Here is a 20038-nt window from a genome sequence, read left to right as displayed (position 1 = left end):
CACAATTCACCGCTAAGCAGAAGGTAGCGTCACGCAAGGAATTCGACACACGATGGAAGCCAATGAAGCCAGACGGTTCGTCGTTCTCGACTTCTATCGTTTCGTTGCCGCTCTCGGCGTTTTCATTTTCCATCTGAAGACCATCGACAGCGGCGTTGCACCGGTCTGGAACGGATCTTATGGCCTTTTCGTGGACATGTTCTTCATCTTGTCCGGATTCGTGATCTCCTATTCCTATCCCTCTGACGCCCGTGGTCTCAAGGCATATTCCCGATTCATGATCCGCCGCATCGCGCGGATCTATCCGCTGCATCTTCTGACTCTACTCGTGTTCGTATTGCTGATCGGGTTCGGTCTGGACCGATCGGCGAGGTCCACGCCGCTGGACTTCCTGTACAACCTCGTGCTGCTTCAAGCCTGGGGCGTTACCGATCATTTGAGCTTCAACTCTCCGTCCTGGTCGATCAGCGCGGAATTTTTCTGCTATCTGATCTTTCCCCTGCTTATGCTGCTTGCACGCAAGGTCCATCCGCTGGTGCTGGCCGCCAGCGTTGCCGCGCTCTATCTGGTCCTGGCCCACGGCCATCTGCCGATCTGGCAAGAACGATCGCAGATGTATGGAGCCAATTACGACTACGGGATGCTCCGTGCGCTGCCGAGCTTCCTGAATGGAATCCTGCTCGCCATATTGTTCAGGTTGTCGCAACCGTATCGGCACAAGCCGGTCGTCTTCGCCGGCATCGCCCTGTTCGGGATCTCCGTGCTTGTTCTGAACGTCTTCGCCAAGCCGGATCTGGCCATCATTCTGTTCTCCTGCGCGATCCTGCTCACCGCCGTCGGGGAGAGCGCCTTCGTGCAAATTCCCGGCAGCCGCCTCCTCGGGCGGCTCGGCAACACCTCATATTCGATCTACATGCTGCACGACGCCGTGCTCATCGCCGTGTTCAAGCCGTTATGGACCGCGCTTGGGCTGCGTCCGGATCAATTTGGCCTCTTCGCCCTGGCCTGCTGCGCGATCCTGACCATCATCGCCGATCGCACCTATGCCTATTTCGAGAACCCGGCGCGGCGCCTGATCAATCGTGCGGCCGACATCGGATTTGGATCGCCTCGCAAAGCGCAATCGTCCGCCAAGACGTCTGTCACCAACAAGGCGCCTGCCACCAAGACGTCCGTGCGTTTCGACGAGACGGAGCAGGCCGCCAACTGACGTCCGCCCGCTTCTCTCAGGCGACCTTACCGTTGGACGCCGCGTCAACCGACATCAAACCATCGCCCCGCAGCGGAGCGATGTTGGCGCGCGACAGCTCCATGACTGTCGGCAACATATTGCGGACCTGCGCGCCAGCCGTCTCGTAGGCGCCAAGGAACCTCAGCAGAAACTTCTCGAGATTGTCTCCCGCGAGAAGTTGCTCCGGTGAGAGAAGAAGCGATTCGCTCACACCGAAATGAGCGAACAGACCCTGGAACTTATCCTGGTATGTGATGGCCGCAACCGGCGTTCCCTGTCCGAGAGCCGCAATCGCCAGATGCATGCGGCCGGTGACGACGCCGTCCACCAGACCGACGACCGCCTTGATCTCGCTTGCCGACAGAATGTGCTCGACATGATGAATATGGTCGCCCAGCGCCGCGCGCAGGCGACCAGCCAGCGGTCGAAGGCAAATATCGTCAGCGATCCCCGGACGATAGTCGTGCGCGAGCAACACCCAGCTCGCGTTATGCTCTCGAGACATGCGCCCCATTGCGCTCGCCGCGAGTTCGATCATTCGCTGCAATTTGGCCGGCTCGGATTTCCTGAACAACATCGGGTGGATATTGAAGACAAAGACGTTGCGTCCCTGTCTGCGCTGCTCCGCAATCGCGGCCTCAATCTGCGTCACAGCCGCAGTCTCCGGCTGCGGCACCAGCATGAATGCGGAATCGGAGACGAGATGCGCACGATTTGGGGCGAAATCCTTGAAGCGCTGAAGCGATAGTGCATCGCGCAGATTCAAGACCACGCCGGGATCGAGCAGCCGAAACACCTCGCGCAATGCCTTGGCCGGACGGGAATTGAAGCTGAATCCGAGCACGCTGACCTTGGCGCCGCACGCTGCCATGAGATCAGCGACGAGCAACATGCGAGCGGCGTCCACGGGGGAATAGTAGCCGTCCAGCACATCTGCCCCCAGAACCATTCCGAAATCCGGCCGGGTGAGAGAAAGCTCCTGCGCCACCGTCATATAGGAAAACGGCTGCCTCCAAAGTTCGAGCGGCTTGAAGCCCATTGCGCGCACTTCCGCGCTTGCCGCTTTGGTGGCGGTGACAATGTAGACCTCGATGTTCGGATGGGCCTGCTTCATCTCGCCGACGGCCGCCTCGATCATGGCCTCATCGCCGCGCGACTGATGAATGCTCCACGGATCGGACGGGAGCAGGACGAGCCGGCGCGGGTTGTTACGCGGCGCGGCATTGACACCGATAGCCTTCCTGGCAATCTGCCACCTGCGCAGTTCGAGCAGATCGACCGCAAAGGGCGTGTTCTTCGCGCTGTTGAGCCAGCCTCGGAGATGCTTGCGAACAGGTACCGGAATCAATTGCTTCACGACGTCTTCCTTGTCTTCATCAGGCGGTCGCACCACGCTTCACGACGAAAGCGATCAGGGAGAACAGCTGCTTCCGCCAGAACAGCAAGATGCTCATCAGATAGGTCGCCCCGAAGCATGACGAGAGCAGCCCTATCCGCAAATAGGGATTCATGTCCGGGGTGGCTTCGCGGCATAGCGCAACTGCGCCATAGGCCAGAAGGATGGCGCAAAGACAGCCCGCGACGGGCCGCAGAAACTGGTTCCAGCTCAGGCCCAGCAGCCTGAGCGCCAGCGCGAATGTCACGGGCGTAACCACGAGCTGTGCGACAGCGAAGATGGTGGCCAGCTGACCAATGTCGCGCGACGGCAGCAGGAACATTGCCGGCACCACCGTGGCGAATTTGAGAATGTTCAGCAGGAAGACGTAGTTGGGCTTGCCCATGGCGCCGAAATAGGCGCTGTTCACGAACTGCACCGTCTGAATCGCGCCGATGAGCATCAGCGGCCTCATCACGGCTTCGCTGCCGGCCCATTTCGAGCCGAACAGCAGCAGGGAGAACTCCGGCGCGATTGCTGCCAGTAGCACAAAGACCGGAGAGCCAATCAATGCTCCGAGGCTGACGCTGCGCAAATACGCGTCTGCAATACGGTGGCGCTCATGCGCGATCTTGGACAGTGCGCTCAGCGCGACATCCATAACCGCCTGTGTCAGCAATTGCATCAGGATGATGTAAACTCGCGCGCCCACCGTGTAGATGCCCAAGGCCGCGACGCCATAGAGCGACAGGATGATCATGTCGATCGTACGCACGATGGCGAAGTCCAGCAGCCTGTTCGACACGACGTGGATGCTGTAGCCGGAGAGTTCGCGCAAGCTCTTCAGATCGTAACCGCGCATCGGGAGCCATCTGGGCTGGCTCCAGAGCCACAGGCCGCTGACCGCGCTCTGAACGACCACCTGGATCACGAGGCTGAGGGCGCCGAACCCGGCATAGGCACAGGCGATCCCGACCACTCCGGAGATCGCGGTCGCCACCATGGTCCTGAGCGCAAGCACGCGAAAATCCATCTGGCGCTTGTAGAGCGCCTCCTGGAACAGCGTGGCGGTACCGATCGGAAGCGAGAGGCTCGCGGCCGTCAAGAGCGGGGCAAGTCCCTTCACGCCGAGCCAACGTTCGATATCGGTCGCCAGCAGGGCGATGAGAACCGCAAGGAGGGCCGACGCCGCCAGTGAGCAGAAAAATGGCAGCGTCACGTCCGTAGGCTCGAGCGCGCGTCGCTGGATCAACGCGTCACCGAACCCGAATTCAGAAATGGAGCTCAGGAGCAGCAGGATGAAGCCAACCAGCGCGGCAAGACCGAAATCCGCAGGATTGAGCAGCCGCGCCAAGATCAAGAACAGAACAAATGACAGCGCACGGCCGCCCCAGTTCTGCGCCAGCGACCACAACAACGCGACCACGACCTGATGTTGTTTGCCCGGAGTGACGTTCATCAAAAAATCGACCTAATTCCGACAGATCCAATCACAATCGCCCGCTAAACAAGTAGTCAATCGATGACCGCGCGTGACCTCGCCATTTTCCACTCCGTCCCGATGGCGGCAGCAATCGCGCAGCAGTGCGACGACGTTATGGCAATCAGATGAGCGCCATCAATCATCCGATTTAGCGTGGAAGTGAGTTCAAATCGTGGACTACACTCCAACCGGCTCAGCGATGTGATGCAAAATGGATGCTTTGATGAATTCGCCCGCCACTGCCTTCAAACGTGACTCCAGGCGCTTGCGCGTGGCGATCTATGCGCCGCATTTTGCAGAATATTCCTACCGGCTCGCATCGGGGTTGGCGCGCCATTGCGATGTTCGCCTCGTCCTCAACCGCAAGGATGCGAACCAGCAGTGGGAACTGGCCGATATCGCGGCGACGACACCCTTCAACACGAGGATTCGCGATTTGAGCCTGCGCCGCGCCGGCGCCATCGGCATTCCGGCTTCGTTCATGGACATAATTTCGTTTCGTCCAGACGTGGTTCATTGTCACGAAGTTCCGGAAGTCTATACGTCCAAGCTGATCCAGTTGCTGCGACCACTTGGAATCCCGCTGGTGCTGACCGTTCATGACGCGATTCCCCATTCGGAAGGCGGTTCTGGCACTTCTCCACGCGAGGATGGCTGGCGCGCGCGCATGCGCGCGGCAGCATCAGTCGTCACGACGCACGGCGAGAGCTGCATTGCAGATTTTCGCCAGGCCTCGCCGGACTTTACTGGAGAAATCGTCTCCAGCATGCATGGCGTGCTCATGGTGCCCCCGACGCGCGCCGCCGCCATCGAATCCGAATCTGCACGAATCCTGTTTTTTGGGCGGATGTGGGCTTACAAGGGGTTGGACGTCTTCATCGACGCAATCGACCTGCTCGACCGGCGCGGCGTGGCCCACGAAGCGATCGTCGCGGGCCGCGGTCCCGAGATGACGCGGCTTGGCGCGCGCATGGAGGCGATGCCGACGGTCAAAACGATCAACGCCTATATCTCGCCCGAGGATACCGGCCAATTGTTTCAGTCGGTGGCCGTGGTCGCCCTGCCCTATAAGGATGCGACGCAGAGCGGCGTGCTGGCGTCTGCTTACGGGAATTCCCGTCCCGTCGTCGCCAGCGCCACCGGTGGCATTCCTGACGTCGTGACAGACGGCGTGAACGGGCTTCTAGTTCCGCCCGGCAATGCTGCCGCCTTGGCCGATGCGCTCGAACGCGTCCTGACCTCGAAGTCGCTTGCCGCGGCATTGACCGATGGTGCACGGCAGACAGCAGCCGGTCCGTTGAACTGGGATCGCATCGCCGATGGCCTGTTGCCATCCTACCGCAAGCTTGCCGGCCGTACCGTGAGTTGATCGTGACGGATATTGCAATCTTCTAGGCGGATTGTTCCAGCTTGCTCAACGACCGAAAGAACATGCCGCGGACCGCGCCATCCAACAGGCGTCTCAACCTTACCTCGATCAGCTCATAGCTGATCGCGCTTGCAATCAGCGACATCAACGAGCCCAGCAGGATGAATGCTGCCCACAGCAGCCAGCGGTCGACACCGATAGCCACGAGCTTGAGCCCGATCACCTGCAACGGAAACAGGACAAACGGGTGCACGAGATACAGGCTGTAACTGATCTTGCCGACATACTGCAGGGCCGGCGTGCTGAGGACCCTGGCGAAGCCGGAGTCCGGAGCCAGCACCATGGCAAACAGCAAAAGGCCCGGAATAAGACCCACGAACGGGTGAAACAGCACGAGACTCGCGTACATGGCGATCCCGCAAGTCAGGCCCGCCATCAAACCAAGAGGTCCCGGAATGGAGATGCGCCAGCCCGTGGCGCTGAGAAGCATGCCGATGCAGAAGAACGCCGTGATCGGCCAATGCAGAAGGCAGGCCACACCCAGCAAGATCATGGGCGCCGCCAGCATTCTACCTCCGATGCGCACCATCGAGAATGTCAGCGCGAACCAGATGTAGAACGCCCACTCGTAAGTCAAGGTCCAGGCATTCTGCTGAGCGATGGGCAAGCCGAGAGCATCCTGCACGAAGAACAGATTGGCCGTGAAGATCGCCAGATAGCTGGTCAGATCGATCCCGCGGAAGAATTTGTAGCCCACGATCGGGCCAATCACGAACAGCGCGAGATGCAGCACGACGAACACCGGCATGATGCGCAGGATACGGTCGAAGAAGAACCGTGGCAGCGAGCCGTGCCGCACCAGACTGGCCGGGATCAGGAAGCCGCTGATCATGAAAAACAGCTCGACACCGTGGCCGCCGACATTGATTACCGATTGCAGCCAGAGCCAGAGCGGCGGCAGGAAACCGGGATCCGGAATGTCGTACACGCCTCCCTTTGGCATGTCGTAGAAATGATCCATCAGCACGCTCAGAGCCGCAATGCCACGAAGTCCCTGGACGGAGGGAACGAAAGATCCGTCGTATCCGGCATTCGGCTGGCGCGTTGTTTCGATCACTCAGCTGCCCCTTGCGCGCTGAGTGCCGGCTCGAGAACGACCGCCCTCCTGCGCTTCGACCGGAACCTCTGGCCGAACGAGATACTGGGCTTCTCGACGAACGCATAAGTCGACCAGCTGACCAGGATCGACAGCGCCGCGACCAGCGCCGCGAAGGCCGCCCATCCCAGCGGTCCATCACCGAGCCAGACGAGGCGATGGATCCAGACGATCACGAATGGCGACATCAAATAGACGGAATAGCTGATGGTTCCCACGAACGCCATCGGGCGCCAGGCCAACCTCTCACCGAACGCCGCAAACGCGATGAAGACAAGCGCAGCGCAGACGTAAGCCGCTCCGATCGAATAGCTGTAGAAGAAGTTCTCCTGATAGACGCCGCCGAACCGCCTCTCCGCCAGCGTCATGGCGAAGATCGCATAGAACACCGTACACACGGCGACGTGCGACCATCGCAGCTTCCCGCCGATGACGGTGTCGCGGATGACCTTGCCCAGGAACATCGCCGAAAGGTTCAGCCCAACCTCCATGAGCGACGACACCGTCCTGCTTTCGACCAGGAGTGCTGCGGCTGTCCCGACCAGCGCCGCAGCAATGACAATCGCAACTGCAGTAAACCGGCGGTTCAGCAGTCCCATCGCGAACAGAATGGTGCATCCGACATAGAACAGGAGCTCGATCGCCAACGTCCAGTAGAAGACCCAGAGGTTCGGGATGTTCACGAAAGTCTGCAGCATCGTCACGTTCGCGATGACCTGCGACAAGGGATAGGCGTTGGACTCCAGCAGCTGCATCGTGACGAGCCCGATCAGCATCGACGTCCAGTACGCCGGATAGAGCCGAAAGAAGCGGCTGATCGTGAAATCGCGCACGGGCGTAGCACTGTCCGGAAAACTAAAGGGGATGACGAATCCGCTGACGAAGAAGAACAGCACGACTCCGAACCGGCCGAAGTTCATGTAGTAGCCGATCGCATCGTGGAAGACCCAATAATACGCGCCGGTGGGGTGCTTCTGGACGATCACCTCGAGCACGTGCTGGAACAGCACCGCCAACACGGCAATGCCGCGCAGCGTATCGATGAATGCAAGCCGTCTATGCATCGTTTATCTCACCTGCTCCCACGCGCTGCCGTCCCTGGCATATCGACGCCGAAACCCTCCAATGAGCGGATCGGCCGCGGCAATTCTATCGGAACGGTATCGGCTGCCCGCGCGGACGTCGCCCGCCGGGAGAATACTTCGCTGAAGCTCAAGGCGATGATCAGGAGTCCTGATGCGGGGCCGTAGTTCAGGACGGTGATCGTAAACAGGTTGACGACGAAGAGCAGCGTCAACTTGTAGACGTCGGTCGCTCCGAAGTTGGCCCGGAACACCATCACCATGAATGCGGCGAACGGGAGCCCGAACATCAGGTATGTTCCGATGTAGAAGTTGTCGACCGGCACCCAGTACGCCGCCAGCGGCGAGAAAAGCTTCTGGGGATAGTTGAAGCAGCCTGCGCCGCAGCCGGTTATCAGGCCGATCGGCATAAGCTGGCTCATGTAGACGAACGGCAGCTGCCAGCTGTTATTGATACGGTCGAGAATGCTGAACAAGGTCGAGTGCGGCACTGCTGCGGTGCCCGATGCGACCACGATCATGAAGAACGGAACGAGGATCGCAGCGAACGACCACAACGCAATCGCGCGGATCGCGGGGAAGCGCGACTTCTCCGGCAGCATTCGCACGATCACCAGCAGCACCAGGTACAGCACAAGAACGATCATGGTCGTCTTGCTGGTGGTCAGACGAATGACGTAGACCGCCAGGGAGCCGTACAGGAGGCACCAGAGCGTGCTCTTGCGGATCGACGTGATCGCAAACGACACGAGGATGAAGAATGCGGCCATGGTATTGTCGGCGGCAAAGCCCATCAGGCGCTGGTCGTCACCGCCATAGGCCCACCACAGCCGGCCCGCCTCACGCACGGCGCCAAAGGATTCATATTTGTAGCCGACCCAGGGCATGAGGTAGAACTTCGTCAACAACACGCCGATGACGGAGAGATAGAAGGTCACGGCGATGACCGACAGCAGCTTTCGGTAGGAACCCAGGCTCGAATCGCAGAAGCAGAATCCGACGAACACCGGCAGCATCATCTTGAAAGCCGAGATCGCGGCCGTCGCAGTGCCCATCATGAAGTAGCCGAGCACCAGCGACAGCATGATCTGCGCGAACACTAGGAGCGCCAGGGTGCTGCGGTTACGCAAAATACAATGCACGAAGAACTGGACCAGACACAGAAGCGCAACGCCGTCGGGCAGGTACCAGAGCGTGTCCAGATGAAAGATGCTGGTGTAGTAGCGGATCACGCCGCCGAAGGCGTCCCGGACCAGATAAACCCCGAGCGCGATCGCCTCGATGTTGAGGCTGACCAGCGTGATCTGCGGGCGCTGCAGCGCTAGGGCCGTCATGCTCGCCTCAGTTCGTCAGCCGCGCCGATGGCGCGGGAGATGGCGAAAAATCGGGCCGGCTTCCAAGAACATTCCGAAGCAGCTTGCCGCCGAGAATCTCAACGTAGAGATAGCTGAAGTGCGAAACCGCCAGCACAGCTGCCAGGGAGATCACGAGATTCAGCGTTGCCGGCAGCCCCGCCCAGATCGAATCGAGTGCCGCGATCGGCCGCGGCCCGAGTGCCCGCACGAAGTACTCCGCGAAAAGCACCACGAGCGCATGCACCATATAGATCGAGTAGGATCTGCGCCCGAGCCACACCAGCGGCCGCGCCACCAGAATCTTCGGCACCAGCAACGCATCCGGAAACGCCAGCAGGCTGCCGAGGAAGGCTGCGAACACAAGCGGCGCCAGGAAGGTGGCCGCCGGATTGGTCTCGGCGAGGCTGACCAGGACGATACTGGCAATCATGGCGATCAGCTGCAGCCCTCCCTGCACGGCAGGGCTCGGCTTGCCTGGCAGGCGACGAACGATCCTGACGGTCAAGACACCGAGAAAGAAGCTCACAAAACAGCGAAGAATGCCGAAATCGGTCTGGAGTCCCAGGCTCCTCTTGTCGAGCACGAAGACGATGATGACCAGACTTGCGACCGCGACCAGCCCGGAGACGGCGTAGAACCACGACAGCGAACGCATGCGCTGGGCCAGCAGGACGATCAGGCCGAACACCAGGTAGGTGTAGAATTCGACACTTATGCTCCAGCTCGGAGCGTTCCAGCTGAGATAGTCGATCAGCCCCATCGAATGCAGGAGAAAGACGTTGAGCAGGAAGGAATAGGCATTGTTCACCTCGAAAGCGGCTGGCGCGGCAACCACGACGCCTGCGGCGACCAAGCCGATACGCAGGAGACGGAACAGCAGGTTTGCGATCAGCATGACGATGTGAAGCGGATAGACCCGCGCCAGACGCCGCACCATGAATTCGCGCAACGAGAAGCGCCCGAAGTCGCCCTCGACATAGCTCAACGACATCACGATGCCACTGAGGACGAAGAACAAGTCGACCAATAACCACGCGCTTCTGAAGAACGAGCAGTTGATCCATGCATTGTGTGGGAATGCCGCGAGAAAGGTCGGCATCAGCAGGAGATGGTGGATCACCACAGATGTCGCGGCGATACCCCGGATGCTGTCGAGCGGCAGGACATGCGCTTTCTCACGATGAACCAACTCCGTCACATCGACATTCCGTAGCTGTTGCACCGCAGCAGTCTCTATCAGGTCCTTGCGTGCTTTCAATCGTCACGATTGAGGATTCGCGTCACGCATGACGACCGGCGATAAATTCATCGCTCTCTGTCATTCGAACATGCGCGCGACAACTTTGCGCCATTTTTGCCGATCGAGAAGCATCGCGACGAACGAACTGAGTCCCACGGCGAATGGTCGCGAGCCTTTGCGAGCAAAGTATGCGCGAAATCCGGCGGTGTTGCGATTTGGCCTTTATGGAAGATGTTTCTTCATCCGCGCGCTGCTGTCGCTGGAACAATTTCCGCGTGTCAATTTCGCGACGAGATTATTTCGATCGCCTCATAAATCTTCAAACTGCAAAATTCGCAGGCGGCATTGTGCTGATCTCGCGAGCATTGCAAATCGTAGTTGCACAACCGTCGAGAGGTAAGGCCCTGATTTGGCAATCGATGGCACGCGCGACCGAATGATACCGCTTTTGCGTCGCACAAAAATTGACACAGTTGACTGCCATTCTTCGTGTGTACTGGTTTTGCAGCAACGACGAAGGGACACGGATGAGCTGCGGAGTGACGCGTCGTGCGAAGCCGACATGGCTATCCATCATCTTGACGGTATCTGCTCTGATCGCATCGGGCGTCGGTCCGACCCGCGCTCAATGCGTCGGATTCTCAGACCGCGCCTCACAAACCGAACTCGACGCCTTCGTGAAGGCGCCGTCTTCGCTTCTGGAACGGCTACGCAACGACAAAGAGAAGCTGAGGTCTCGCCTCTCCTCATATATCGCGACCAATCCATCGGTGTTGCCGTCGGTGCAGACGCTCATCTCCGAATCGGCTTCCCCCGACCGCTCGACCATCGGCGCGGCGCTGCGGCTCGCAGAAGCGCTGTGTACGTCAACGAAACCGGACGCTGCGCGCAAGATCAGGGATTTCACGCAGCGGGTCGGCGACCTCGCCGTGCAAGCAGGCTATTCCGCGGCGGGAGAAGATGGCTCCAGCGCCCAGTTGCAGCCGAGAGACAACAAGCCGACGCAGTCTCGGGGCGGAGCGCTCTTGGAAGGCGAATGGAAGACCAAACTGGCCAACCCGTTCAAACCGGTCCCCCTTCCGAATTGATTCCTTGACCATTAAGGCAGCGATTTTCAGATGTATCAGCCTAGAGAACACTTCCAATCGGGACACCGATTCGGCATCGAGTTTGGCGGCGCGGTCCTCAGCTTTGACCGTGTGACCGACGTCCTTCGTCGGCAATGGCCGCTGATCGCTGCGGCAGTTGGCGCCTCGCTGGCTCTGGTGATCGTCTATCTGGTTCTGGCAAAGCCGATGTATACGGCAAACGCCCGTATCATGATGGACACCCGGCAAACCCAGGTTCTGGACAAGGACAGCGGGACCAACAGCGCTCTGATCGACACCGGCTATGTCGACAGCCAGGTCGAAGTCATCAATTCTGACGACCTTATCCTTTCAATCGTTCGCCGCCTGCGGCTCACCGAGGATCCCGAATTCAACGGATCCAATCCAGGACTTCTCGCCGTCGTCACCGGCAAGATCATGTCGGTGTTCGGATCCGGCGAACCGCCCACCCAGGAGCGGATTGAACATGCCGTGGTCGAATCGATTCAAAAGAGTCTCAGAGTCGAGCGCGTCCTGACCACATATGTCTTGTCGCTCAGTTATCGCGCACACAGCCCGGACAAGGCAGTCAAGATCGTAAATGCGATCGCCGATGCCTACATCGTGGGCGCACTGGAAGCAAAATACCAGTCCACGAAACGGGCGACCGAATGGCTCCAGCAACGGAGCGTCGAGCTCAGCGAGCAGGCGACGGCCAGCGACCGCGCGGTGCAGACCTTCAAGGCAGAGCACAATATTGTCGGAACCAGCCGCGGCCTCATGTCCGAGCAGCAATTGTCGGACTTGAATACACAGCTGGTTCAGGCGCGGGCAGCCACGGCCGAAGCCAAGGCGCGCCTCGATCGGATCGAAGCGATTTCCGACCAGGACCTCGCCCAGCCGACCGTGACGGACGCCCTTAACAATTCGGTTATCACGCGCCTGCGCGCCCAGTACCTCGATTTGCAGGCCCAGTATGCCGATTGGTCAAGGCGTTACGGCAAGACTCATCTTGCGGCGGTCAATTTGGCCAACAAGATGGAGGAACTGCGCAAGAATATCGCCGATGAGCTTCATCGGATTGGCGACGCTTATCGCAGCGACTACGAGATCGCAAAAAGCAGAGAGGCTTCTCTCGATAAGAACGTGAAAGAGCTGGTCGCCCAAGCGGGTCACACCGGCCAGGCGGAAGTCAAGCTCCGCGATCTCGAAAGCGCCGCCGACACCTATCGCAATCTCTACAACAACTTCCTGGAGAAGCTGCAAAGCGCCACGCAGAACCAGAGCTTCCCGCTCAGCGAGGCACGCCTGATCAGCACCGCGACCAAGCCTGATCGCAAAAGTTCGCCGCGGACGGTTTTGGCCCTGGTGGGGGGCTTGGTAGGCGGCCTCTGCCTCGGCTTCGGCGCGGCCTTTGCGCGCGAGCTCCTCAACGACGTCTTGCGGACCCCCGGAGAGGTCGAGGACGAACTCGGCGTGAAGTGCCTTGGTGTCCTGCCAGATATTCGCCCGCCGACAAAGACGCGCGCGTTGCTTTCGGCATCCGCGAAAGCCGACGAAGCCGGACTATCCCGCTACGTCGTCGATCACCCGTTCTCGCGGTTTGCCGAAACGTTGCGCAACATCAAGGTTTCGATCGACGTTGCGCGCATGACCCGAGAGATCAAGGTCATTGGCATTGTATCGTCGCTGCCAAAGGAAGGAAAAACGACGGTCGCGGCCAATTTCGCTCAATTGATCGCCATGACAGGTCACCGCACCATCCTCATCGACGGCGACTTGCATACGCGCTCACTCACGCGGGAACTCGCACCTAACGCCAACAGCGGACTGGTCGAGGCCCTCAGTGATCCCACGGGCTTCAGCTATCATGTGCAACGAAGCAAGGAGACCGGTCTCGATTTCCTGCCCTCCATCGTTGCTTCGCGCATGGTCAATTCGGCCGACGTCATCGCGTCGAGGCCAATGGCCGACCTGCTCGCGATGCTACGGGAACACTACGAATATATCATTATCGACCTTGCCCCGGTGATGCCGGTGGCGGACTCCAAGGCGTTCAGCCCCCTCATCGATGCAATGGTCTATGTGATCGAATGGGGAGCAACCACGCGAGCTGCGCTTCAGGAATCAATCTCGGGATCGGAGATCCTTCAGAAGAAGCTGCTGGGTGCCGTCCTCAATCGCGCCAACCCGAAGATGCTTGGGCGCATCGAGGCGTATAAGGGTAAGCACCGCAACAGCTATTACGTCGAACATTCCTAGGGCGAAGGAGGCGCAAGCCGCACAGTCTGCGGCCGCGCCCCTCGCCCCGACCTGCTGACGACCGTCGCGGGGTTTTCCCAAGATAGGACGCCCGGCGGGGCGAAGATGCGTCAGCGGGCTCTATTGAGTTCCGGGATGACGAGACGTCGGAACCAACCCGCCAAGTGACATTATCGTCGGCTCCGATACGCGTTCCATCTCCGTATTCATCCGGAATCCACAAATGGCGATCTCTGCCATAGCCCAAGGCATGGATTGACGACGGCAATCCGGACGAAAGATAGTAGATAGTGACGTGTTGCCTGCACAAACTTGCCCCCGGCACGAAGGGCTATTGATCGTGACCGCAGCCTGGACTGCCGAATTCTTGAGCACCTTTCCTTCCGAGGTTCAGGAGGCTAACGTGCGCTCATACTCTTTGTACTTTTTCGGCAGGTTCGGATGGTGATTGCTCTTATTGTCTTGAGCATCTGGGTGTTGCTCAATATTCTTTTCGTGTTGATCGTGGTTCCCCCGCGTAAAGCCCGCCGGGACTCCCGGCCGATGGCGACCACACTCGCGCCTGCCCCGCTCGATCCGAATCGCCGGGAGCTCGAGCATGACGAGCCTTTTTCGCTGCGCCACGTCGTCGTCTCGGTCGCCATGGGAGCGTTCTTCGTCCTTGTCCCGCCAATGCTTGCGCTGCGGGACGCCGTCCTTCGCCTCTTCAAGAAGACCCCCGGCAACGGAAGCTAACGGCTCATAGGTGCCGCTGGTCCCCCCTAGGCGGGTCCTACTAATAGGCCTCCTGGAACAGCACCGTCGAGGCCGTACGCGCCATGATCTTCAGATCCAGCCAGATACTCCAATTGCTGACGTACCAGACGTCATATTCCACCCTTTTTTCCATCAGGTCGATGGTCGGGGTTTCCCCCCGGAAGCCGTTGACCTGAGCCCAGCCTGTCAGGCCCGGTTTCATGTGGTGGCGGTAGACGTATTTGCTGATGAGCTCGTCGTAATAATTGTCGTGGGCGAGCGCATGCGGGCGCGGCCCGACCAGGGACATGTCGCCGCGCAAGACATTCCAAAGCTGCGGCAACTCGTCGATGCTCGTCATCCGAAGGAAACGCCCGATCTTGGTGACCCGAGCATCCCGCTTGGTGGCCTGGGTAATCGTCTGCCCGTCCTCGCAGACCGTCATGGTCCGAAATTTCCATATCTCGAACGGCTTGCCGTTGAATCCTCTACGCGACTGGCGGAAGATGGCAGCTCCCGGCGATCCGACCTTGATCAGAACGGCGACAGTCAGCAGCAGCGGTGTAAGTATGACGAGCGCCAACAGGGCTACTCCCACATCTAGACAGCGCTTTTGGAGACGCTCGAAAACGCTGAGCGGCGGCCGCTGAATCTCGACCGCCACGGTCCCACTGACCGGCAGGAATGGGCGCGACACGAGGTCGGCGATTGAATCGTCTGGCAGAAGGCGTACCGGTTGGGGCACCGCGCGCAGGAAGGGCCCGATCTTTCGAAGCATCGGCAATTCGTTCCAATCGATCGCTAGAAGATATTCGTCGACGTCTGCCTGGCGAGACTGCCGAATGACATCGCGAATCTGCCGCTCCCAATGGCCATCGCCGCTGTCGATCCCAAGCACGAAATGACGCATGACGTCGAAACCGTTCCTGCGCAAATCCTTGAAGCGGCTTGAGGTGAAATCGAGCGGCTTCAGGCTCAACAGGATCACCTTGCGATCGACCAGCCGGCTTCTGGCATAGTTTGTCGCGAGTACGAACTGCCAGACAAAGCGCAGGCTGATCAATCCGGCGCCGCCGATTGCAGCAAAAATGATCACTGTGCCGCGAGACAGATTGTCCGTCGATTTCAGCAAAAAGGCCGCGACAGCGAGGATCGTCAGCGACGCCAACCAGATGAAGACGGCCTTGCGCAGCTGCCAGACCAGATTCAGCAAGCGGTGCGTGGCGTAGACATCCTGGGAATATGCGACTGCGACGAACACAACGCCGACAATCAATCCAGCCCCCATCGATGCGCCGTCGCCAGTGGAGGCAAGCGCGACATTGTAGAGCGCCGCCCCTGCAGCGTAACTGAGCAGGATGAGCAGCAGATCAGCAGCGATTATGACGATCTGAAAAGGCCGCTGAAGAGCCGTGCCGCGCGCTGACGACAGTGCGCCAGCGCTTTCAGAACCATAAGTTGCAACAGCCATTCGAACCTCTGCTATCGAGAATGCTTGACGCTGATCCGTGATGCTGAAGATCCGTCACTTCCCCGAACGCAAACTGTGAAGTGAACACAGCGATATTGTGGCGCTGCACGCGAAACTTTTGCGATGCATGAATGCATCGCGTTTTGTTGAGATGTCGTCGCGCGCGGAAGATTTGCGTCACAGTGCTGACACACGATCGAAACTCGCTGCCCTATTTTGAATCAAGTTCCACTTCGAATTCGGTCGGGCGCTTGCATGAAGAGCTAGCAGCTCATCTTTGATGCGCCTGTTGTCCGCATTGAGTCACTCCGCAAGCGATATGATTCGATTACTAGAAATTCGACGAATTGCGATCTAAAGCTGTATCCTCCCCAAACGTCTTCAGCGAGGCATGCATCATCCCTCTGCCGATCGCGATGCACCCCAGGGCGGGATTGCCTGATTTGCTCAGCGCGCGCTGACAAGCTAAGCAAGCGAATATCCTCCTTTCTTTCGGCGCAATCGGGCCGTCTGAGAGGCGGCTCCCTTCAATAGGGGTCCGGCCGTGGACTGACTTGGCGAAATGATCCCCACCACCTCACCGAGTGTGCGCGCCATGACATCTCTTGCCCGGTCACACCCGCCAATTCACAGGCCGCAACTGCCCGACGGCGTTCGCATTTACGCGATCTCGGATATTCATGGCTGCTCGCATTTGCTGCAGCCCATGCTGCGGGTCATCGACGCCGACTTGGCCCACAGTCGGCCACGCTATGCGATCGAGGTGTTCATGGGCGATTACGTCGATCGCGGACCGGACACCCGCGCCACCCTTGACCTCCTGGTTGAACGAAGCCGGCGCGGAAACTCGATTTTTCTCAAGGGAAACCACGAGGCATTTCTGGTGAGGGTTTTCGAAGACCCTTCGTTGTTTGAAGATTGGCTTCGCATCGGCGGCGCCCAGACGCTCATGTCCTATGGACTCGCGCCGCCAGATCTGAAGCGCGACGACCCGGCGTCGATCATGCGCGACTTGATCCGCGCAATGCCGGGGGAGCATCTGGAGTTCCTGGACGAACTACGCCTTAGTTTTACCCTTGGAGACTTCTTCTTTGTCCACGCCGGCGTTCGCCCGGGTATCCCCTTGGCCGAGCAAAGCGAAAGCGACCTGCTTTGGATTCGCGAAGAATTCCTTCAGAGCGAGGAGCAGTTCGGCAAATATATCGTTCATGGTCACACGCCGGTGCGCACCGCCGAAGTCCTGGCAAACCGGGTCAACATCGATACGGGCGCCTACGCGACGGGCAATCTGACTCTCATGAGCATCCAAGGCAGCAGGATGCTCGCGGTATGACCAGCCCGGGATGACTGCCGTTCCGTCGGGGAGATTGTTCCTGAAGCGAACGGATGGCCTCGCAGTCACGGGCTAACGGCGTCACCTAGTTGAGCACGAGGGGCACTTCCCGTCCTGCTCGCGTGTCGGCCATCCAGTTGCGCCAGGCCCGCTCATGCTTGGCGTATAGCTCCAGCCATCGTTGTCCCGGCTTGCTCTGATCGAGGCGAAGGCCAGGGCCGAGGGGCGCGTCGGGCTTGTCCAACGTCTCGAACTCGATGGTTTCCGCAATCGTCAAACCGAAAAGCACACGCTGTCCTGTACCGTCCACGATGTAGCGTCGCGGTGCGTCCCTCATCGGCTGGGTCATGTCCTATGTCGCCTATGATCGTGAGAACCGAGGTGTCGCCCGCACCCTGGATGAGGCCTAAAAGGCACGTCGGGTGTGTCCGAATGCCGAACTGGGAGTCGATCGGGCCGTTCTGCGCGGCGTATCGGAGGGCTCGTTCGTCGTCGAGCGTTGCGGGCGCAAGGTCCGCACCGCATAGCCCAACATGACGCCGGCGCAGAAGATCAAGGCGAAGACAAAAGCAGAAGCCATAGGAATCGTCCTGAAGAGTGCGGTGCTCATCAAGAGTGAGCAGTGTGTCGACATGATGATTCCCGATGACTCTCCTGGCGCCAAAAGATTGTTCAGGCCTGATCATGTCGTGAGCAGCAGCATCTGAGTTGTCGGCTCATCGGTAGCGCTGTCTTCGCCGGCCGCAACGACGGGTGTCACCCTCAAGTCTGCTCTGCCCGAACCTTCCGGCTGGATTCGCGCACCTGAAAAGCTGGATTTCGCAGCCGTTCTATGGAACGATGCGCTTGCAACCTTTCACAGGCCGTCGCATTTTCTATTTCTCGCCCATTTCGAGAGGGATTGATCCAATGAACTTCCGCACCCTTGCTCCATCCATTGCTCTTTCTGTTCTTGGCCTTGCTTTGATAACGACCACAGCTTCAGCCGCGGAGCTTGCGCTGGCTCCTGCGCATCATCGGTCGGCCTACGTCCGAACCGGCTACGTGTTTTGGGATGATGTTTACCCGCCTGCGATCTATGGCCCCAACCTTCGCTCTGTCGAGGAAGTCGCGGCGCTCAAGGCGGAAGCGCGGCCCGTGTCGCAACGCTGGTGGGGGTATTGGTACGCTCGGTGAACGGCGACGCGTTTAGCGAGCAGCCGCGTTCAACCATGAATCGCCGCAAGGCCGGGCAGCCGGTGGCGGCGATTTTGTTTGAGCATGCCTGGCCCATCCAATCATGATCACCGCGCGGGCGGCAGCATGAGGCTCAAAACAGCGGCGGCAAGCCTATGTTTTTTCGCGGGATACTGGCTGCAAGCGCATGCTGCGACCGCGGGTGAATGTGCCTTGCGGCCCGAACGCTTCGTACTGCTTTCCGACACCGTATATTGGGTTATTTCAATCCCAGCCGGGACGGAATGCCTGCAAGGCCTGCGCGGCAGAACTCAGCTTTTGGACGAAGTTAAACTGGCAGAGGCGCCCAGTGCCGGTAGCGTGACGATCGCCGGCCCGTCATTTCGCTACCAAGCCCCCTCACGCCCAGGAACGGACCGGTTCCGAATTGCGGTGTCGGGCGAAAACCGCAGGCAGCGCGGATCCTCGGTCATCGCTGTGGAAGTGACCGTCAGATAGGCCGTGCCGACTGGCGAGGAAGCGGAGCCAGGGCCCGCTGCCCCGGGCGGCTCGATAGAGAAATTGAGGCAGCTCAGCTCAGCCCGTGCCGCGTAAACTCAGTTCCGTCACGGAAGGCTCCTTACGGAAGGCTGCCGATTGCCGGCAAAGCCTGCGAGTTCCCGTCGAGAACGCTGCTACTTCGCCTGGGCGCCCCGGTCCCAGGGCCGCTTGCCATCCGCGCCCCTGTCCCACGGGCGCGCGGTTGGGGCGTCCTTCTCCTGCGTGGCGGCCTGCGCACGATCGGCCTGAACCCGTTCGCGATCGGTCAATGGGGCCTTCGCAGCTGGCGGTTCGGGCTGCGCCAATGCCGGCGTCGCGATGAGCAGCATCGCCAAAATGAATTTTTTCATCCCCGCCTTTAACACACCGGCCGCAGGCTGTCCGATCTATTCGGGGGCCCTCCAAACGGAGCGGGATAAAGCTTTCTCCTGTCGCCTGAAAAAAACGCACTTGATCGCCCACCGGGGTGGCTGGCGAGAGAAGTTAGCGATTAACAAAGACTTGCGCGGCTCAGTGGCTTGCCGAGGGATGGCGGAACAGGCTCGAAAACAGGTCCCGAACAGGCAGCAAACAGGTACTTAACAGGCACCAAACACGCTCGGATCTGTCGCGGACGAGTCGCATCCCGACGGGCCTGTGCATGGCCAGCAGCAAGACAAAAAAAGGGAGCGCGAGAAGCGCTCCCTATTTGCGAGTGTGAAACGTCGAGTTTGTTTAAAGCAAGTAGTCCGGATCGATCTTCATGCGCAACAGCGCCAAGACCCGCTTATACTCATCCGTGACGTCCTCGGGAAACATGCGGATGCGATCTTCGCCCTCGAAGATGAGTTCGAGACTCTTAAGCTGCGCCCGGACATGCTCCAGCGTGTAGCGCTCGCGCCTCTTGTTGTATTCGCAGATGGCCCGCATGTCGCCTGACACCGCCTTGATGACCAACTGCTTGTCAATGGCATGGTGTGCAGGGATCATCTTACGCTCATTGCCTTCGATGATCGGCACCAGCATTTCGGTCGCATCAAAGAAATCGCGCCGCATCTGACCATCCGAGATGGGATGCGACCGCTTCCGCGGACGGCCCTTTGGATTGCCAGTCGTGCCCTTGTCGAACTGTCCCTTGCTGTTGCGAGGCATGTTGTACTCCT

At 59.5% G+C, this 20038-nt stretch carries 18 protein-coding genes; 8 read left to right on the top strand and 10 right to left on the bottom strand.

Annotation, left to right across the window (positions count from 1 at the left end; all coding sequences use genetic code 11):
* Positions 1-52 precede the first annotated feature (52 nt).
* Entirely contained in the window at positions 53-1210 is a 1158-nt protein-coding gene (locus tag IVA75_RS09210; protein ID WP_247282720.1) for an acyltransferase, read from the top strand.
* Positions 1211-1226: 16 nt separating this feature from the next.
* Here the strand turns inward: IVA75_RS09210 and IVA75_RS09205 are convergent, their stop codons facing one another.
* Both IVA75_RS09205 and IVA75_RS09200 read right to left on the bottom strand, forming a co-directional pair.
* Positions 1227-2588 (bottom strand): polysaccharide pyruvyl transferase family protein, encoded by a 1362-nt coding sequence (locus tag IVA75_RS09205; RefSeq protein WP_247282719.1) that lies wholly within the window; start codon positions 2586-2588, stop codon positions 1227-1229.
* Between the two features lie 19 nt (positions 2589-2607).
* On the bottom strand, positions 2608-4065 hold the full coding sequence (locus tag IVA75_RS09200; RefSeq protein WP_247282718.1) for a lipopolysaccharide biosynthesis protein: 1458 nt from the start codon (positions 4063-4065) through the stop codon (positions 2608-2610).
* Positions 4066-4312: 247 nt separating this feature from the next.
* Here IVA75_RS09200 and IVA75_RS09195 point away from each other — a divergent pair, with 247 nt between their 5' ends.
* Positions 4313-5458 (top strand): glycosyltransferase family 4 protein, encoded by a 1146-nt coding sequence (locus tag IVA75_RS09195; RefSeq protein ID WP_247282717.1) that lies wholly within the window; start codon positions 4313-4315, stop codon positions 5456-5458.
* A gap of 22 nt (positions 5459-5480) precedes the next feature.
* On the opposite strand, the gene IVA75_RS09190 is transcribed toward IVA75_RS09195, so the two are convergent.
* Genes IVA75_RS09190 through IVA75_RS09175 form a run of 4 tightly spaced genes read right to left on the bottom strand, consistent with a single transcriptional unit; the run spans position 5481 to position 10249 of the window.
* Positions 5481-6575 carry an acyltransferase gene (locus IVA75_RS09190; protein WP_247282716.1) on the bottom strand — a complete coding sequence of 365 codons (1095 nt, stop codon included), beginning with the start codon at positions 6573-6575 and terminating at the stop codon, positions 5481-5483.
* A complete protein-coding gene (locus IVA75_RS09185) occupies positions 6572-7678 on the bottom strand; it encodes an acyltransferase (RefSeq protein ID WP_247282715.1) in 1107 nt (368 codons plus the stop codon). Before IVA75_RS09185 ends, IVA75_RS09190 begins: the two co-directional genes overlap by 4 nt.
* An 8-nt stretch (positions 7679-7686) precedes the next feature.
* Entirely contained in the window at positions 7687-9030 is a 1344-nt protein-coding gene (locus IVA75_RS09180; protein ID WP_247282714.1) for a hypothetical protein, read from the bottom strand.
* Positions 9031-9037: 7 nt separating this feature from the next.
* On the bottom strand, positions 9038-10249 hold the full coding sequence (locus tag IVA75_RS09175) for an acyltransferase (protein ID WP_247282713.1): 1212 nt from the start codon (positions 10247-10249) through the stop codon (positions 9038-9040).
* Between the two features lie 581 nt (positions 10250-10830).
* On the opposite strand from IVA75_RS09175, the gene IVA75_RS09170 reads away from it, so the two are divergent.
* The 3 genes from IVA75_RS09170 to IVA75_RS09160 all read left to right on the top strand — a co-directional run bounded on the left by IVA75_RS09170 (position 10831) and on the right by IVA75_RS09160 (position 14376).
* Positions 10831-11379, top strand: coding sequence for a hypothetical protein (locus IVA75_RS09170; RefSeq protein WP_247282712.1), 549 nt, complete (start codon positions 10831-10833; stop codon positions 11377-11379).
* Positions 11380-11409: 30 nt separating this feature from the next.
* Positions 11410-13641, top strand: a complete 2232-nt coding sequence (locus IVA75_RS09165) for an AAA family ATPase (RefSeq protein ID WP_247282711.1) — start codon at positions 11410-11412, stop codon at positions 13639-13641.
* Positions 13642-14082: 441 nt separating this feature from the next.
* Entirely contained in the window at positions 14083-14376 is a 294-nt protein-coding gene (locus IVA75_RS09160; protein ID WP_247282710.1) for a hypothetical protein, read from the top strand.
* Positions 14377-14416: 40 nt separating this feature from the next.
* Here IVA75_RS09160 and IVA75_RS09155 read toward each other — a convergent pair whose 3' ends face one another.
* Positions 14417-15847: an undecaprenyl-phosphate glucose phosphotransferase gene (locus IVA75_RS09155; RefSeq protein ID WP_247282709.1), complete on the bottom strand. Its 1431-nt coding sequence runs from the start codon at positions 15845-15847 to the stop codon at positions 14417-14419.
* Positions 15848-16442: 595 nt separating this feature from the next.
* Between IVA75_RS09155 and IVA75_RS09150 the strand changes: the two genes are divergently transcribed.
* Positions 16443-17180, top strand: coding sequence for a metallophosphoesterase family protein (locus IVA75_RS09150; protein WP_247282733.1), 738 nt, complete (start codon positions 16443-16445; stop codon positions 17178-17180).
* 85 nt (positions 17181-17265) lie between these two features.
* Here IVA75_RS09150 and IVA75_RS09145 read toward each other — a convergent pair whose 3' ends face one another.
* Positions 17266-17529 (bottom strand): hypothetical protein, encoded by a 264-nt coding sequence (locus IVA75_RS09145; protein WP_247282708.1) that lies wholly within the window; start codon positions 17527-17529, stop codon positions 17266-17268.
* Between the two features lie 184 nt (positions 17530-17713).
* On the opposite strand from IVA75_RS09145, the gene IVA75_RS09140 reads away from it, so the two are divergent.
* Both IVA75_RS09140 and IVA75_RS09135 read left to right on the top strand, forming a co-directional pair.
* The gene (locus IVA75_RS09140) at positions 17714-17887 is read left to right on the top strand and encodes a hypothetical protein (protein ID WP_247282707.1); all 174 of its coding nucleotides are present in this window, start codon (positions 17714-17716) and stop codon (positions 17885-17887) included.
* Between the two features lie 202 nt (positions 17888-18089).
* A complete protein-coding gene (locus IVA75_RS09135) occupies positions 18090-18356 on the top strand; it encodes a hypothetical protein (RefSeq protein ID WP_247282706.1) in 267 nt (88 codons plus the stop codon).
* Positions 18357-19030: 674 nt separating this feature from the next.
* Here the strand turns inward: IVA75_RS09135 and IVA75_RS09130 are convergent.
* Both IVA75_RS09130 and IVA75_RS09125 read right to left on the bottom strand, forming a co-directional pair.
* Positions 19031-19246, bottom strand: coding sequence for a hypothetical protein (locus IVA75_RS09130; protein ID WP_085383826.1), 216 nt, complete (start codon positions 19244-19246; stop codon positions 19031-19033).
* Between the two features lie 364 nt (positions 19247-19610).
* Positions 19611-20027, bottom strand: a complete 417-nt coding sequence (locus IVA75_RS09125) for a DUF5681 domain-containing protein (RefSeq protein WP_247282732.1) — start codon at positions 20025-20027, stop codon at positions 19611-19613.
* Between the last annotated feature and the right edge of the window lie 11 nt (positions 20028-20038).

This window comes from Bradyrhizobium sp. 134 (assembly GCF_023074155.1).
Classification (GTDB): domain Bacteria; phylum Pseudomonadota; class Alphaproteobacteria; order Rhizobiales; family Xanthobacteraceae; genus Bradyrhizobium.
The sequence above is the reverse complement of the archived record's forward strand: the minus strand, read 5'-3'. Positions and strand labels throughout refer to the sequence as shown.